Below are 15540 nucleotides of genomic sequence, written 5' to 3' on the forward strand. Positions count from 1 at the left end.
ACCGTCGAAGCGCGTTCATGGCTTCAGCTTCACGGCTGATTCATGACGGGTCGACCTGCTTCCTTCTCTGCCGTTCGCGGGCTTCTCCCGCGGCGGGTGCCGAGCCGAGACGTGTGAGATGGGCGCGGACACCGGCGACATCAGGCGCTCCCCCGACCCGCAGGGCTCGGGAGAATGCCCGCCGCCGCTCCGCGAGGCGCAGGCACTCCGGATCGAGGTGCAGCCAGGCCCCTCGACCCGGAAGCCGACGCCGAGTGTCGGGAACGACCGCCCCGTCCACGACCACCACACGCAACAGCTCCGAGGCCAACGTCCGGGCACGACAGCCCACGCAGGTCCGGACCGGGCCGGACCGCGTGCGCGGCGTTCCCTGGTGTTGAACCACTGAAGAGTTTATCTCGTTGCTCTCACTCTGCCGAACCGGATGCGGAGGCTCCCGCGGGAGCCGGTCCGCCGTCGTTGGTGGGGTCCTCGGCGTCGCTGCGGATGTCGATGCGCCATCCGGTCAACCGCGCGGCGAGCCGGGCGTTCTGGCCCTCCTTGCCGATGGCCAGGGAGAGTTGGAAGTCCGGCACCACCACCCGAGCGGTCTTCGCCCGCTCGTCGAGCACCCGAACAGAGACAACCTTCGCGGGCGAGAGCGCATTCCCGACGAACGTGGCCGGATCGTCCGAGTAGTCGATGATGTCGATCTTCTCGCCGGCCAGCTCGCTCATCACGTTGCGCACTCGGGCGCCCATCGGCCCGATGCACGCGCCCTTGGCGTTCACGCCGGGAATGGTGGACCGCACCGCGATCTTGGACCGGTGCCCGGCCTCCCTGGCGACCGCCGGGATCTCCACGGTGCCGTCGCTGATCTCCGGCACCTCCAGCGCGAACAGCTTGCGCACCAGGTTCGGGTGTGTTCGGGACAGGGTGATCTGCGGGCCCCGGGTGCTCCGGGACACGCCGACCACGTAGCACTTCAGCCGGGTACCGTGCTCGTACTGCTCGCCGGGCACCTGCTCGGCCGGCGGCAGCACGCCCTCGGTGTCGCCGACCTGGACGATCACCATGCCGCGCGAGTTGGCCCTGGCGTCCCGCTGCACCACCCCGGCGATGATCTCCCCCTCCTTGGCGGAGAACTCGCCGAAGGTGCGCTCGTGCTCGGCGTCCCGCAGCCGCTGCAGGATGACCTGGCGCGCGGTGGTGGCGGCGATCCGGCCGAAACCCTCCGGAGTGTCGTCCCACTCCTGCAGCGTCTCGCCGTCCTCGCCGATCTCCTGGGCGAGCACCCGCACCACGCCGGTCTTCCGGTCGATCTCCACCCGGGCGTGCGGCTCGTGCCCCTCGGTGTGCTTGTACGCGGTAAGCAGCGCGCTCTCGATGGCCTCGAGAACGGTCTCGAAGGGGATGTCCTTGTCCCGCTCGATTGCCCGCAGCGCAGCGATGTCGACGTTCACCTCGACTCCTCCTCGTCCCCGTGCCGCCCTGCGGCCGCGGCTTCCTCCCCGGTAGTGCCCTCTCCGGCGCTGCGCTCCAGCACCGCCAACTCCTCGGCCGGCGGCCGGCGGAACTCCACCTCGACCACCGCACGTGCCACCGCGTCGTAGGCGACCCGCCGGAGCCGACCGTCCACCAGCATCTCCACCCCGGTGTCGTCGGCCACCCCGACGCGCCCGGTGAACTCGGTGCCGTCGACCTGCCGCACCCGGACCAGCCGGGACCACGCCCGGCGCCAGTGCCTCGGCCTGACCAGCGGCCGGTCGACGCCCGGTGAGGTCACCTCCAGTGTGTACGGCCCGGTGAGCAGGTCGTCGCGCGCGTCCAGCGCGGAGGACACCGCCCGCGAGACCGTGGCCACCTCGTCGAGGCCGATGCCGTGCTCGCCGTCCACCACGACCTTGACCAGGCGGCGACGGCCGGCCGGCTGCACGTCGAGCAGTTCGAGGTCGTAGCCGACCTCCTCGACGGCGCGCTGGACAACGGGTTCGAGTCGCGCCGCGAGTCCGCCCTGCTGGCTGGCCACCTTCTCGCACTCCCTTGCTCATGATGCGGCGCCGCCGCCCATCTGGACGCGCCGACATCGGCCGACGAGGCGTCGCCGGCCGTGGTTGCTCAGCGTATCTCGTCATTGCGCCAACTCGGGGCCAGCCGATCCCACCTCGTCCGCCAGAGTCCGAGTCATCGCCTGGCAGGATGACTGACCGTGACCCGTGCACCACGATTCGACCGGTCCACCGCCGGTGACCGGCCCGGGGCAGTCGGCCGGCGCGGGGTGCTGCGCGCCGGGATGCTGCTTCCCCTGGCCGGTGCGGCCGCCGCATGCTCCGGCTCGACCGAACCGGAGGCCCCCGACCCGCTGATCGCGCTCGCCGCCCAGGCGCGGTCGGACGTGGCCGCGGCCAACGGGGTCGCCGCCGCCCACCCCGACCTGGCCGACGCGGCGCGGCTGGTGGCCGGCGTGCGCCAGCAGCACGCCACCGCGTTGCAGCAGGAGGTGGACCGGCTGCACCCGCCGAGCACCTCGGCCACCCCGCCGCCGGCGGCCACGTCCACCGCACCGCCGGCCGCCGCGCAGGTCGGCACCTCGGCCGCGCGTACCGCGCTCGCCACGGCGCTGGCCACGGCGGAGCAGCAGGCCAGCAACCTGGTGCCGACCCTGCCCCGGTACCGTGCCGGCCTGGTCGGCTCGGTGGCGGCCGGCTGCGCGGCGCTGCGGGAGGTGCTGTCCTGATGCCCACCACGACCACCGGCGGGAGCCGGGAGTTGCCCGAGGAGACGGTGGACGCGCTGCAGAAGGCGCTGGGCACCGAGCACGCCGCGGTCTGGGTCTACGGCCTGGCCAGCGCGTTCCTGCCGGCCGCCGCGCAGCCCGCGCTCACCGAGGGGGCCACCGCGCACCGGGCCCGGCGGGACGCCACCGAGCGGCTGCTACGCGACGCGGGCGCCACCCCGGCGGCCTCCGCACCCGCGTACCTGCCGCCCAACCCGGTGACCGACGCGGCGTCCGCGGCGGCCATGCTGGTCAGCGCGGAGAACGACACATCGGTGGCCTGGCGCGGGGTGCTCGAGCGCAGCGACGACCAGGACGTCCGCCGGGCCGCGGTGGACGCGTTGACGGCCTCGGCGGTGCGCGCGGTGTCCTGGCGGCAGCGGGCGGGGCAGTCCCCGGCCGTGGTGGCCTTCCCCGGCCGGCCGTGACCGCCGGGGGCACGCGAATCAGCCGGTACCGAGCCGGAGCGCGTCGGTGCTCACCCGCTTGAGCAGCGCGTCGTCCGGGCTGTGCGGCGGGAAGAACGCGGACTCCACGATGGTCACCTGGTTGCCCCGCAGGTTGGAGGCGTAGCCGCCGCCGGCCACCCCCTTTGGCGGCCCGCCGGGCACCTCGATGGCGCCGTCCGCCACCAGGTCGCGCACGTTGCCGGTGCCGTTGGCGTCGACCAGGCTCTTCAACTGGGCGGCCTGCCCGGCGTCGGGCATCTGCACCACGCTCACCGAGACGAGCACCTTGCCGCCGTCGGCCACCGTGGTGGTGAAGAGGGAGCGGGTCATCTGGGTGCACTGGGTGCCGTTGAAGAACGCGCGCACCTGCCCGGTGGAGTGCTCGGCGCAGGAGGTGTCCTGCGCGTTCTCCCGGACCGGGGTGAACTGGAAGGCGCCCTGGGCGGCGGTGGAGGTCTCCCGATTGGGCGTGCCGCCGCGCTGGCCGCCGTGCACGGTCAGCCAGATCAGGCCGGAGAGCACCGCCACGGCGACCAGGCCCAGGCCCTTGAGCACCCAGCCGAGCGCGGGCGGGAATCTTCGCGGTGGCCGGCCACCCGCCGGCGGCTGCGCCTGCCAGTTGCCCACCTGGAGCGGCGGCGGTCCGGCCGGCGGGCCGACGCGGACGAGTGGGGTGGTGTCGGTCGGCCGCATGGGGAACTGCGGCACCCGCTGGGTGGCCTGTTCAGGTGGGCGTGGGTCCTCCGACACGAGTAGCCACGGTAACGGGTGCCCCCGACGCGGCGCACGCCTACCGGCCGAGCGCCCGCGCCGCCGCCTCGACGTCCGCCATGGTGTTGTAGAGGTGGAAGGACAGCCGGGTGCGCCCGGCCCGGGCGGAGGCCCGGACCCCGGCCTCCGCCAGTCGCCGGCCCGCGTCGGGCAGGTCGAGGGAGACGATCGCGGAGCCCCGCGGCGGCAGGCCGAGCCGGTCCAGCAACGCGTCGGCCAGGCCGGCGCAGTGCGCCCGCACCTCGGCCAGGTCCAGTGACGCCAGCCACGGCAGCGCGGCCGCCGCGCCGACATGCGGCAGCCACGCCGGGGCCAGGTCCAGCCGGCGGGCGTCGCCTGCGAGCCGCAGCGGCAGCCCGTACAGCGACGACCCCCACCGGTCCTCGCCGGCGTACCAGTTGGCGGCGTGCGGGATCACCACGTCCAGCGCCTCCGGCCGGCTGGCCAGCCAGGCCACCCCGCGCGGGGCGAGCAGCCACTTGTACGCCACGCCGACCACCCAGTCCGCCCAGTCCAGGCGCAGCGGCAGCCACCCGGCCGCCTGGCTGACGTCCAGCAGCACCCAGGCGCCGGCAGCCTCAGCGGCCTCGCGCAGCGCGTCCAGGTCGACCATGCCGCCGTCCGCGGACTGCACCACGCTCACCGCGACCAGGTCGTGGCCCGCCACCTCGGCCGGCAGCTTGGCCAGGTCCACCTCGGTCAGTTCCAGGCCGCGGTGCCGCTGCGCGGCGAACGGGAAGGTCAGGCTGGTGAACTCGCCGCGGGCGAGCAGCACCCGGCTGCCGCCCGGGATGCTCGCCGCGACCAGGCCGGCGAGTTGGGACACGCTGGCGCCGACCGACACGGCGGCCGCGTCGACGCCGACGAGCGCGGCGAACGCGGCGCGCGCGGTGTCCACGCCGGCGTCGAAGTCGGGCGGGTTGTCCGCGGCGGTCCGCCAGCGCCGCACGGCGGCCTCGACCGCGTCGGCCACCCGGGCCGGCGGCACGCCGATGCTGGCGGTGTTCAGGTAGCCGGGAGGAACGTCGAACTGCTCGGCGAAGGCGGTGCGCACGATGGTCGACGCTACCCGCGCGGCCCGGTGATCGGCTGCGCCGAACGCGTGGCGAGGCTCGTACCTTGGGGTGCGTGCACAGCGAGGAAATCCAGATCAAGACCGGCGCCACCGAGGTGGTGCACGACCTGACCGCGGAGTGCGAGCGCTTCCTGCGCGCCGCCGGAGCCGGGGAGGGGCTGCTCAACCTCTGGGTGCCGCATGCGACGGCCGGCCTCGCCGTGCTGGAGACCGGCGCGGGCAGCGACGAGGACCTGCTGGCCACGCTAGAGCGGCTGTTGCCCCGGCAGGGGTGGCGGCACCAGCACGGCTCGCCCGGGCACGGCCGCGACCACGTGCTGCCCGCGCTGGTTCCGCCGTACGCGACGATCCCCGTGCTGGGCGGCCGGATGGCGCTGGGCACCTGGCAGTCGGTGTGCCTGGTGGACACCAACCGGGACAACCCGGTGCGCCGGGTGCGGCTGAGCTACCTGCCCGGCTGATCGGCCGGCGGCCACCCGGCTCGTCGCGTGACCGGGCCGGCCCGTGCGGCATACCAGCCCCGGCCCGCTCGACGCGGCCGGTACCGTTCGCTCTCGTGACTCATCCGGGTGACGGCCGGGGCCTGGGACCGTGGCCGCCCCAGCAGGGCTGGCCGCCCCAGCAGAGTTCGCCGGCCCAGCAGGGCTGGCCGCGGAGCGGGTTCACCGGGCAGTACACCGGCCTCGGCGTGTACGGCGGCGGCCGGCCGCCGCGCCGGCGGCGCTGGATGGTGGCCCTCCTGGTGGTCGCCGGGTTGGCCGTGGTCGGCGGGGTGGCCGCCGCGGTCGCGCTGACCCACCCGGGCGGGGTGCGGATTTCGGCTGGCACGCCGGCACCCATCACCGCCCCGCCGGCGATCGGGGGGACCGCGGCGTCCTCGACCGCGCCGCCGATCACGCCGAAGAACCCGGGCTGGCAGCTCATCCACAACCCGGACCTGCAGTTCGCCTACGAGGCGCCGCCGTCCTGGCAACCGCTCGGCACCAGCTACCAGAGCCGCTCGCTGCCCAACGTCACGGTGACCCACATCGCCGCCCTCGGCGACTACTCCTGCGGCGGTAAGACGCTAAGCCGCGGCACCCTGGGCAGCACCTCGGTGGCCAAGGGCGACCTGGCCGCGATCGCCACCAACGTGGCCCGCTCCCTCGGCGACGAGCTGTACGCGCAGGTGCCGGGCCACCAGGTGCGGCCGTCCCCGCCCCGGCAGGTCACCCGGGACGGGCCGAAGGGGCCGGTCAGCGGCGTCCAGGTGGACGCGGCGGTCACCGGGCCGGCCGACCCGTGCACCGCGTCCAGCGGCGTGGTGAAAGTGCTCGCGCTGGAGGCCAGCGACCGGGTGGTGCTGCTGATCGTCAACGGCGACCTGGCCGGCGGCCCGGCCACGCCCGCCCCGCCCGCCGAGGCCGACCTGCAGCGCATCGTGGATTCCGGCCGCCCGGTGGCCGGGCACTGATCAGCCAGCCAGCGGGTAGGCGCTGGCGGCGTTGCCCGAGGTGACCGCGATGGCGATCCGCTCGGCGTCGGCCGCGGTGAGCACGTCCTCGGCGAGCCAGCGGTCCAGCAGCCGGCCCAGCCCGCGCCGCCACAGCAGCGCGCCGAGGTGGTGCAGTTCGGGCAGGCCGAAGCCGTCCGAGGCGTAGCAGAGCGCGCCGAACGGGGCCAGCTCGAACAGCTCCGCGAGCACCGCGTCGGCCCGCGTTCCCACGTACGGCACCGCGAGCCCGACGTCGAGGCGGACATGCCCGAACACGTGCGCCAGGTAGGCCGCGTTGCGGTGGTACGGCCAACAGTGCAGCAGCACCACGGTGCCGCCGAGGCGCCGGGTGGCCGCGAGGAAGTCGGTCAGCAGCGCGGGATCGGCCCGGTGCAGCCGCAGGTCCGGGTCGCCGAAGCCGGTGTGCAGCTGCAGCGGCAGGCCCCGCTCCGCGCCCAGCCGCGCGCCCTGGTGCACCAGCCAGGCCAGCAACACCGGATCGGTCAGCCGGCCGCCGACGGCCAGCCACCGCCCGGCCGCGGTACGCACCTCGCCCTCGGCCGGTGGCTCGGCCGGCAGCGCGAGCCCGGCGCGGTAGGCGACCACGCTCTTCAGGCCGACCGCCCGCCGCGCCGCGGCGCATACCGCGTCCAGCACCGCCCCCGGCAGCTCGGCCGCGCCGGCCCCGCTGGCCGCGACCCGCTCGGCCACCGCCTCCAGCCGGACCACCTCGTACCCGGCGCCGCCGGCCAGGCCGGCCAGCTCCGCCGGTGCGGTGATCGGGAACGGGGTCAGCCCGGTGTCCACCAGCCAGGCGGCGGTGCCGGTGGCGGACAGTAGCCGCCGGCTCACCTCGCGCCAGCCCAGCTCGCCGCGCCGGGCCAGGTACGCCTCGGCCGGGGCGTGTGGCGGCAGGTCCAGCGCAGGAGCGCACCAGCGGCGCACCGCCAGCCCCAGCAGCGAGTCGAACGTGCTGCGGTGTGCCGGCACCTCGGCGGCCTCGGTGAGCAGCCGCTCGAACCCGGCGCGGTCGACGTCCTCCGCGCGCACGCCGTGGCAGTGCTGGTCGACCAGCGGCAGCCCGTCGGTGACCACGACCTACCAGCGCCACCGGGTCAGCGCGACCAGCTCGGCCGGGGCGGTGCCGGCGAACCGCTCCCCTTCCGCGCGTCGCACGGTGACCAGCGCGTCGTGCAGCTCCGGCCCCATCGCCTCGGCCAGCACGGTGGACTTGGCCAGCGCCTCGGCCGCGGCACCGGGCGAGTCCGGCAGCCGGCGGATGCCAGCGGCGTCGCGCTCGCCGGCCGGGAGCAGCGCCGGGTCGTCGGCCATCGGCTCCGGCAGCCGCAGCTCCTCGGCCACCCCGGCCAGGCCGGCGGCGATCACCGCGCCCACCACCAGGTACGGGTTGGCGGTCGCATCGAAGCACTTCACCTCGGCGTTGGCGGCCTCGTCCCGGGTGCCGGTGGTGCCGGTGACGAAGCGCAGCGCCGCCTCCCTGGCCTCGTGCCCCCATGCCTGCCAGACACCGGCCCAGCGGGACGGCTCGAGGCGCAGGAAGCTGGCCGGGTTGCCGGCACCGACCGCGATCAGTGCGGGAAGCTCGCGCAGGACACCGGCCAGGAATGCCTCGCCGGGCGGCCGCATGCCGAGCGGGCCGTCGCCGCCGGCGAGCAGGCTGCCGGCCTCGTCGCGCACGGACACGTGCAGGTGTGCGCCCGAGCCGGCGCCACCCGGTTCGATGCACGGGGCGAGGCTGGCCCGCCAGCCGTGCTCGGCGGCCAGCCGGCGGATGGTGTGCCGGACCAGGATCACGTCGTCGGCGGCGCCCACCGGGTCGTTCGGCGCGACCGACAGCTCGAGCTGGGCCAGCGCGTACTCGGGATGGAACTGCTCCACCACCAGGCCCTGCGCGGCGAGCGCGCCGACCAGGGCACGGGCGTAGTCGGCGACCTGCTCGAGCCGGATCAGCCCGTAGCCGGGGCCGTCGAAGGCGGGCACGAAGTCGCCGCCGGCGGCGACCCGGCCGAGCGCCCACTCGGTCTCGAACGCCATCCGCAGGTGCAGGCCGCGCTCGGCAGCGGCGGCGACCTGCCGGGCGGCGAACGCCCGCTGGCAGGCGACGAACCGGGGGCCGTCCTGGGTGAACTTGTCGGCCGGCGCCCACGCCCAGCCCGGTTGGGCGGCCAGCCGCACCAGCCGGGACAGGTCGGGCACCAGCCGCAGATCACCGTCCGGCCCGCCGAGGTGGCGGCCGCGGACCATGACGTCGTCGAAGCAGAACGTCTCGAAACACGGGGACGCGCCGATGCCGTGCATGGCGGCGGTGGCCAGCCGGCGCAGCGGCACCGTCTTCACCCGGGTGGTGCCGGCGTTGTCCACGAAGGTCAGCGCGACCAGCTCCACGCCCTCGGCGTGCAACCGGCGGACCATCGCCTCGGCATCCCCGGCAGCGGCCGGGAGGTGGTCAGGCGTCACCTTGCCTGCCTACTCCGCCCCGGTGCGCCGCGCCAGCCCCCGCCCGGGCGGTTGGGAATCCGTGCCAGGATGGCCGGGTGCCTGACGACGCTGGAGCGCGGGGAAACGGGCGCCGACTGGTGCTGTGGGACGTCGACCTGACCCTGGTGGACTACCGCGGCATCGGCGGGGACTGGTACCGCAGGGCGCTGGCCGCGGTGACCGGTCACGAGATGGGCCGCGTGCCAACCTTCCCGGGCCGCACCGAGCGGTCGATCACCCGGGAAATCCTTGCCGCGCACGGGTTCGCCGGCTCCGACGAACTCATCGAGCGGATGTACGCGGAGCTGGTCGCGATCGCCGAGCGGGAGCGCGCCCACCTGCCGGAGAAGGGGCACGCGCTGCCCGGCGCCGCCGAGATACTGGCCGCGCTGGACGAACTGCCGCACGTGGTGCAGACGCTGGTCACCGGGAACCTGGCCGAGGTCGCGCACTACAAGCTGGCCGCGTTTGGCCTGGACGAGTTCGTCGACCTGGACATCGGTGGCTACGGCTCGGTGTCGGAGCACCGGGCCGACCTGGTGGCCGACGCGGTGCGGCGGGCCGGCGACAAGCACGGCGTGGACTTCCCGCCCGATGCGGTGGTGGTGCTCGGGGACACGCCGAACGACGTGGCCGCGGCGCTAGCGCACGGCGCGGTCGCGGTCGGCGTGGCCACCGGCCGCAGCGACGAGGCGGAGCTGCGCGAGTCCGGCGCGCAGGTGGTGCTGCCCGACCTCACCGAGATCGACGCCGTGCTCGCCGCGGTCCTCACCGACCCGGTTGGCGCGTAACCGGCGCGCTCAGCGGTCGCCGCGCGGGCCGGCGAGGATGTCCTGGACCGGCGTGTCCACGCGGACCGGCCGCGATGCCGAGAAGTCGCCCGTGACACGCGCCCGGCGAACCTCCAGGGGAGGCGCCGGCCGGGCTTCCCGCGGCTGCTCAGGACGGCGACCGGGCATGGTGCTCAGCCGCGGACGAGGGCGGTCAGGTGGCGGACGGCGTCCTCGACCGGCACCTCGGTGCGCTCGCCGGTGGCGCGGTCCTTGACCTCCACCACGCCCTTGGCCAGGCCGCGGCCAACCACCAGGATGGTGGGTACGCCCACCAACTCGGCGTCGGCGAACTTCACGCCGGGGCTGGCCGGCCGGTCGTCCAGCAGCACCGCGATGCCGGCGGTGTCCAACTCGGCGGCCAGCTCCTCGGCGCCCCCGCGGACCGCGTCGTCCTTGCCGGCGGTCACCACGTGCACGTCGAACGGGCTGACCTCGCGCGGCCACACCAGACCGAGGTCGTCGTGGTGCTGCTCGGCGATCGCGGCGACCAGCCGGGACACCCCGATCCCGTAGGAGCCCATGGTGATCCGGATCGGCTTGCTGTCCGGTCCGAGCGCGTCCAGCGTGAACGCGTCCGCGTACTTGCGGCCGAGTTGGAAGATGTGCCCGATCTCGATGCCGCGCGCGGCGACCAGCACGCCGGCGCCGTCCGGGGACGGGTCGCCCTCGCGCACCTCCGCGGCCTCGACGGTGCCGTCCGGGGTGAAGTCCCGGCCGCACACCAGATCAACCACGTGGTGGTCGGCCCGGTCGGCGCCGGTGACCCAGGCGGTGCCGGTGACGACCCTCGGGTCGACCAGGTAGCGCACCCCGTTCGCGGCCAGCGCCCCCGGTCCGATGTAGCCCTTGACCAGGAACGGGTTGGCCTCGAAGTCGGCGTCGTCGAGCAGCGCCACCTCGGCCGGTGACAGGGACGCCGCCAGCCGCTTCATGTCCACCTCGCGGTCGCCGGGCACGCCGACGCCGAGCAGCTCCCACTTGTCCTCGCCGGGCTGCCGGATCTTCACCATGACGTTCTTCAGCGTGTCCGCGGCGGTGAAGGTGCGGCCCAGGTTCGCGGCGTTGAGGAAGTCGACCAGGCTCTCGATGGTCGGCGTGCTCGGCGTGTGGTGCACCTGCGCGTCCGGCTTGCCCTCGATCGGCTGGGCCGGCGGCGCCGGCGTCGTCACCGCCTCGACGTTGGCCGCGAACCCGGACTCGGGGCAGCGCACGAAGGTGTCCTCGCCGACCTCGGACTCGGCCAGGAACTCCTCGGACGCCGAGCCGCCCATCGCCCCGGACATCGCGTGGACGATCACGTAGCGCAGGCCCACCCGGTCGAAGATGCGGATGTAGGCGTCCCGGTGCAGCAGGTAGGACCGGGACAGGCCGTCGTCGTCCAGGTCGAAGGAGTACGAGTCCTTCATCAGGAACTCGCGGCCGCGCAGGATGCCGGCGCGCGGCCGCTCCTCGTCCCGGTACTTGGCCTGGATCTGGTACAGGATGACCGGATAGTCCTTGTAGGAGCTGTACTCACCCTTCACGGTGAGCGTGAACAGTTCCTCGTGGGTCGGGCCGAGTAGGTAGTCGGCGCCCTTGCGGTCCTTGATCCGGAAGATGTTGGGGCCGTACTCGGTCCACCGGCCGGTCGCCTCGTAGGGCTCCCGGGGCAGCAGCGCGGGGAACTGGATCTCCTGCGCGCCGATCGCGTCCATCTCCTCGCGCACCACGCGCTCGACGTTGCGTAGCACCCGCAGCCCCAGCGGCAACCACGCGTACCCGCCCGGCGCGACCCGCCGGATGTAGCCGGCGCGAACCAGCAGCCGGTGGCTGGGCACGTCGGCGTCGGCCGGATCCTCGCGCAGGGTGCGCAGGAACAGCGACGACATCCTCGTGATCACGGCGGGTGCTCCTCGTGGCGCGATCGGTGCTCTCTGCCGCCTCGGCGGGCGGGCGTGCCTCGGCGGGTTTGTCCGGCGCCCCGCCGGGCAAGAGGTGCTTCGGCGGGTGCGGCCTCGACCTGCGCAGCCTAGTGAACACCGGCCGGCGCCGACCAACCGGTTCCTGCTGGCGGGGGCCACGGTTAACCTGACTCGACCGATCGGAAGGCTGCGTAGTCCGGATGTGATCTCGTTTCAGCCGGTCGGCGCGGAGCGGTCCGCGGGCCGGGTGCCGACCCGCCCGGTGCGGATCGGCTTCACGGCCGTCGTGATTCGCCCGAGCTGACCGACGACGACGTGGGAGCGTGAGGTGGCCGGCAACGAATCCGCGGGATCCTGGCCGGAGGCGATCCAGCGGGCCGACGAGCTGGCCGGGCAGGGCAAGCTCACCGAGGCCCTGGAGTTGTTGCGTGGGCAGGACGGCGGTGACGGCGGGAACTCCGAGGAGGACGCCCGCGCCGAGGCCGTCTGCTACGGGCGGATGGGCGCGCTGTGCTGGCAGCTCGGCGAGTGGGAGGAGGCGTGGCGGTACACGCGCCACGCCTACGACCTGTGCCACGCGCTCGGTGACGGCGTCGCGTGCATGGCGTACCTGGAGACGCTGTGGGTGCTGTGCGAGGAGCGGGACGCCCCGGAGGACGCCAGGACGATCGCCGGGCTGGCCGCGCAGGACTGCCGGGACGCCGGGCTCGGCCGGCTGCTGCCGCGCTGGCTGGCCCGGTACGGGCAGGCGCTGCTGCGGCTGGACGACACCCCGGCGGCGCGGGAGTTCGCGAACGTCACCGTGAGGTACGCGAACGAGCTGCTGGACACCGACCCGGACGAGTTCAGCCGGGTACTGGGCAACGTGGCGGACGTGCTGCGCCACACCGGTGACCGGGCCGGCGCGCGGTCGCTGTACGAGCAGGCGCTGGACCGGCGGCGCGCGGCCGGGCTGACCGACGCGATTCTCGGCGTGCTCTACGGCAACCTCGGCCACCTGCTGCTGGAGGAGGACTCCCCGGACGCCGAGTGGGCGTTGACGGAGGGTCTGGCGCTGCTGGCGGGCAGCCCGGACTCCGATCCGGCGCGGCTCGCCGACGTGCGGAACAACCTCGCGGTGTTCCACTACCGGCGCGGCGACCGCGACCACGCCCGGCAACTGCAGCGGCAACTCGTCGCGGAGGGCGTGGTGCCGGGCACGGCCCGGCAGCACCTCGACCTCTTACCCCGCAGCCGGCCGGAGGCCACGGGTGCGCCGCCGGACCCGGAGCCGCCCGGCCCGCAACCGGGAACCGGGGGACCGGCCGGCGGGCCACCGGCACCCGAGCCGCCGCCGGAACCCACGGACCAGCCCGGCACCCTGCCCGCCGATGAGCCGGTCGCCCGGCCCGCCGACGGACCGGTCGGCGAACCGGCCGAGCCCGCAACGGCGGCGGAACCCGCGGAGCCCGCGCCGGGGGACCGCACCCTCGATCTGCCGGACACCCAGCCCTACCGGCTGCGGCCCGACCCCTCGCTTGACCCGCCGGACCGGGTGCCTCACCCGGCGGCGCACCGGCCGCACGAGCCGGAGGCCGGTCGGAACCACCCCGATGTGCCGCCGCACGATCCGCCCATCGGGCGGTTCGCCGACCTGGTACTGCGTGCGGGAGTGGAGCGGCAACTCGGCGACCACGAGCGGGCCGAGGAACTGCTGCAGGAGGCGGAGTGGCTGGCCGACCACGAGGCCGGCCCGCACTCCTGGCAGGCGGCGGTGGTGCGTGCCGAGCTGGCCACTGGCCACGAGGGCGACGCCGAGCGGCTGTTCGCCGACGCGCTGGCGCTGGCCAGGCAGGCCACCGACTGCCCGTCGCGCATCGTCCAGCACGTCCGCAACGACCTGGGGCTGTGGCTGCTGTGGCGGCGCCGCCCGCAGGACGCGGTCCGGGTACTGGAACACGCCGCGGTCAACGTGGACCCGCGCGCCGTCGACCACCACGGCCTGGCCACGCTGACCAACCTGGCGCTGGCCTACCACCACACCCGCCGGCTGCGCCGCGCCGAGCAGCTCTACCGGCTGATCCTCAAGCGTCGCCGGGAGCTGCTGCCCGAGTCGCATCCGCTGCTCGCCCAGTCACAGTTCAACCTGGGCATCCTCTACCTCGGCACCGGGCGGCTGGACGACGGGCTCGCCCTGCTGCGCGAGCAGTTCGACCTGGAGGACCGCTGGCTGGACGAGACGTTCGCGTGTGCCGACGCCGAGCAGCATGCCGGGGTCGCGGAACGGCTGGTGGAGTACCTCGACACGCTGGTGAGCGAGCTGCTGCCGGCGGTGCGCCGGGACGCCGCCGGGCCGGCCAGCGAGCTGCTGCTGGACGCTCTGCTGCGCCGCAAGGGCGTGGTCGCCGACGCGGCCGACGGCGGCTGGCTGGCCGGGGCGGACGACCAGGCGCGGAAGGTGGTCGCCGAGCTGGCCGCGGTGCGGCGCCGGCTGCACCGGCTGGCGCTGGACGATCTCACCCCGGACCGGCGGGCCACGGCGGAGCTGGCCGAGCGGCAGCGGATGCTCGGCGACGAGCTGGCCGAGCGCCTGCCCCGATTCGGGTACCGCCGGTGGTTGCGCGCGACCCGCTGGCACACCGTGGCCGAGGCGCTGCCGGAATCCACCGCGCTGGTGGAGTTCTACCGGATGCGGGTCGGCGACCAGGCCGGCTACCTCAGCGTGGTGCTCGCCGCCGGCGCCGGGCCACGGGCGTTCGTGCACGGACCCGCGGACCAGCTGGACCGCGGCGTCGACGCGTGGCGCGAGCTGGTGCTGCGGGACGACGACGCGTCCGCCGAGGCGGAGCTGCGGCTCGGCCGGGAGTTGCACTGGGTCCTGATCGGCCGGATCGCCGCCGCGCTGCGGTCAGTGACCCGGTTGCTGATCGCGCCGGACGGTGCGCTGCACCGGCTGCCGTTCGCCGCGCTGCCCGACCCGGAAGGGCCGCGGCTGATCGACCGCTTCGAGATCGGCTTCCTCGGCAGCGGCCGGGACCTGCTGCGCCCCCGGTTGCCCGGGGCGTCCGACCGGGCGCTGGTGGTGGCCGATCCCGACTTCGACGCCGGCGACCCGGCGGTGCCGGTGGCGTCCCCCCGGTTCGATCCGGTGCCGCACGCCTGGGCGGAGGGCTCGTGGATCGCCGAGCACCTGGGCGCCGACCTGTGGGCCGGCGGCAAGGCCCGCAAGTCCCGCATGCGGGTACTGCGGGCGCCCCGGGTACTGCACATCGCCACGCACGCGTTCGCGTCGAACGTGCCGCTGCGGCCGGATGTCCCCGCGGGCGGCTGGCCGGCCGGGGCGGCGGCCGACCCGCTGCGGTGTACCGGGCTGGTGCTGGCCGGGGCGAACCGATGGCTGGCCGGGCAGCCGCAGGAGGACGGCGACGACGGTGTGCTCACCGCGGCCGAGGTGGGCGGGCTGGACCTGGCAGGCACCGAACTGGTGGTGCTGTCGGTGCGCACCGCGGACCCGGACGGGGCGGGCCGCCTGCACGTGCTGCGCCGGGCGTTCGAGGCGGCGGGCGCCCGGTCGGTGGTGATCGGCGCCTGGGCGGTGCCCAGCGAGCCGACCACGCTGCTGATGCGCGAGTTCTACCGCGGCCTGGTGCGTGGCCTGCCGAGGACCGGTGCGCTGCGCAACGCCCAGCAGGCGGTGCGCCGCCGCTTCCCCGGCCCGAAGGTGTGGGCGTCCTTCGCCTGCTTCGGCGACCCCACCCCGGTCCGCGGCTGGTCCTGATCAACGGCCGTACCGCAGCCCCTAGG

14 protein-coding genes are annotated in these 15540 nt (G+C 75.0%); 6 read left to right on the plus strand and 8 right to left on the minus strand.

Features of this window, described 5'->3' with window-relative positions; all coding sequences use genetic code 11:
- Window positions 1–40: 40 nt before the first annotated feature.
- The 3 genes from FFT21_RS10675 to rimP are packed head-to-tail and all read right to left on the minus strand — an operon-like array spanning window position 41 to window position 2008.
- Window positions 41–385, minus strand: a complete 345-nt coding sequence (locus tag FFT21_RS10675; protein ID WP_137813651.1) for a YlxR family protein — start codon at window positions 383–385, stop codon at window positions 41–43.
- A 22-nt stretch (window positions 386–407) separates the two neighbouring features.
- Window positions 408–1442 carry a transcription termination factor NusA gene (gene nusA / locus FFT21_RS10680; protein ID WP_137813652.1) on the minus strand — a complete coding sequence of 345 codons (1035 nt, stop codon included), beginning with the start codon at window positions 1440–1442 and terminating at the stop codon, window positions 408–410.
- Window positions 1439–2008: a ribosome maturation factor RimP gene (rimP, locus tag FFT21_RS10685; RefSeq protein WP_137813653.1), complete on the minus strand. Its 570-nt coding sequence runs from the start codon at window positions 2006–2008 to the stop codon at window positions 1439–1441. The genes nusA and rimP overlap by 4 nt, the downstream gene beginning before the upstream one ends.
- 180 nt (window positions 2009–2188) lie before the next feature.
- Between rimP and FFT21_RS10690 the strand changes: the two genes are divergently transcribed.
- Window positions 2189–2716 (plus strand): hypothetical protein, encoded by a 528-nt coding sequence (locus FFT21_RS10690; RefSeq protein ID WP_225978289.1) that lies wholly within the window; start codon window positions 2189–2191, stop codon window positions 2714–2716.
- On the plus strand, window positions 2716–3183 hold the full coding sequence (locus FFT21_RS10695; RefSeq protein WP_137813654.1) for a ferritin-like domain-containing protein: 468 nt from the start codon (window positions 2716–2718) through the stop codon (window positions 3181–3183). The genes FFT21_RS10690 and FFT21_RS10695 overlap by 1 nt, the downstream gene beginning before the upstream one ends.
- 18 nt (window positions 3184–3201) lie before the next feature.
- On the opposite strand, the gene FFT21_RS10700 is transcribed toward FFT21_RS10695, so the two are convergent.
- Both FFT21_RS10700 and FFT21_RS10705 read right to left on the minus strand, forming a co-directional pair.
- Complete coding sequence (locus FFT21_RS10700) at window positions 3202–3954, minus strand: hypothetical protein (protein ID WP_225978290.1); 753 nt, start codon at window positions 3952–3954, stop codon at window positions 3202–3204.
- Window positions 3955–3994: 40 nt separating this feature from the next.
- Window positions 3995–5029, minus strand: coding sequence for an aminotransferase class V-fold PLP-dependent enzyme (locus FFT21_RS10705; protein ID WP_137813655.1), 1035 nt, complete (start codon window positions 5027–5029; stop codon window positions 3995–3997).
- Between the two features lie 74 nt (window positions 5030–5103).
- On the opposite strand from FFT21_RS10705, the gene FFT21_RS10710 reads away from it, so the two are divergent.
- Together FFT21_RS10710 and FFT21_RS10715 are read left to right on the plus strand one after the other, a co-directional pair.
- Entirely contained in the window at window positions 5104–5511 is a 408-nt protein-coding gene (locus FFT21_RS10710) for a secondary thiamine-phosphate synthase enzyme YjbQ (protein WP_137813656.1), read from the plus strand.
- 95 nt (window positions 5512–5606) lie between these two features.
- Window positions 5607–6503: a DUF8017 domain-containing protein gene (locus FFT21_RS10715; RefSeq protein WP_137813657.1), complete on the plus strand. Its 897-nt coding sequence runs from the start codon at window positions 5607–5609 to the stop codon at window positions 6501–6503.
- Here FFT21_RS10715 and FFT21_RS10720 read toward each other — a convergent pair whose 3' ends face one another.
- Together FFT21_RS10720 and FFT21_RS10725 are read right to left on the minus strand one after the other, a co-directional pair.
- Entirely contained in the window at window positions 6504–7619 is a 1116-nt protein-coding gene (locus FFT21_RS10720) for an amidohydrolase family protein (RefSeq protein WP_137813658.1), read from the minus strand.
- A 3-nt stretch (window positions 7620–7622) separates the two neighbouring features.
- Window positions 7623–9002 carry a type I glutamate--ammonia ligase gene (locus tag FFT21_RS10725; protein WP_225978291.1) on the minus strand — a complete coding sequence of 460 codons (1380 nt, stop codon included), beginning with the start codon at window positions 9000–9002 and terminating at the stop codon, window positions 7623–7625.
- Between the two features lie 77 nt (window positions 9003–9079).
- Between FFT21_RS10725 and FFT21_RS10730 the strand changes: the two genes are divergently transcribed.
- The gene (locus FFT21_RS10730; RefSeq protein WP_137813659.1) at window positions 9080–9814 is read left to right on the plus strand and encodes an HAD family hydrolase; all 735 of its coding nucleotides are present in this window, start codon (window positions 9080–9082) and stop codon (window positions 9812–9814) included.
- 173 nt (window positions 9815–9987) lie between these two features.
- On the opposite strand, the gene FFT21_RS10735 is transcribed toward FFT21_RS10730, so the two are convergent.
- Complete coding sequence (locus FFT21_RS10735; protein ID WP_137813660.1) at window positions 9988–11736, minus strand: proline--tRNA ligase; 1749 nt, start codon at window positions 11734–11736, stop codon at window positions 9988–9990.
- A gap of 349 nt (window positions 11737–12085) precedes the next feature.
- On the opposite strand from FFT21_RS10735, the gene FFT21_RS10740 reads away from it, so the two are divergent.
- Window positions 12086–15514, plus strand: a complete 3429-nt coding sequence (locus tag FFT21_RS10740; protein WP_137813661.1) for a CHAT domain-containing protein — start codon at window positions 12086–12088, stop codon at window positions 15512–15514.
- Window positions 15515–15540 lie beyond the last annotated feature (26 nt).

This window comes from Gandjariella thermophila, assembly GCF_005405885.1.
GTDB classification, from domain to species: domain Bacteria; phylum Actinomycetota; class Actinomycetes; order Mycobacteriales; family Pseudonocardiaceae; genus Gandjariella; species Gandjariella thermophila.

Bases quoted from the DNA above. Each gene is read 5' to 3' on its own strand.
- FFT21_RS10695 (WP_137813654.1), top strand. From the start codon at position 2,716: ATGCCCACCACGACCACCGGCGGGAGCCGGGAGTTGCCCGAGGAGACG.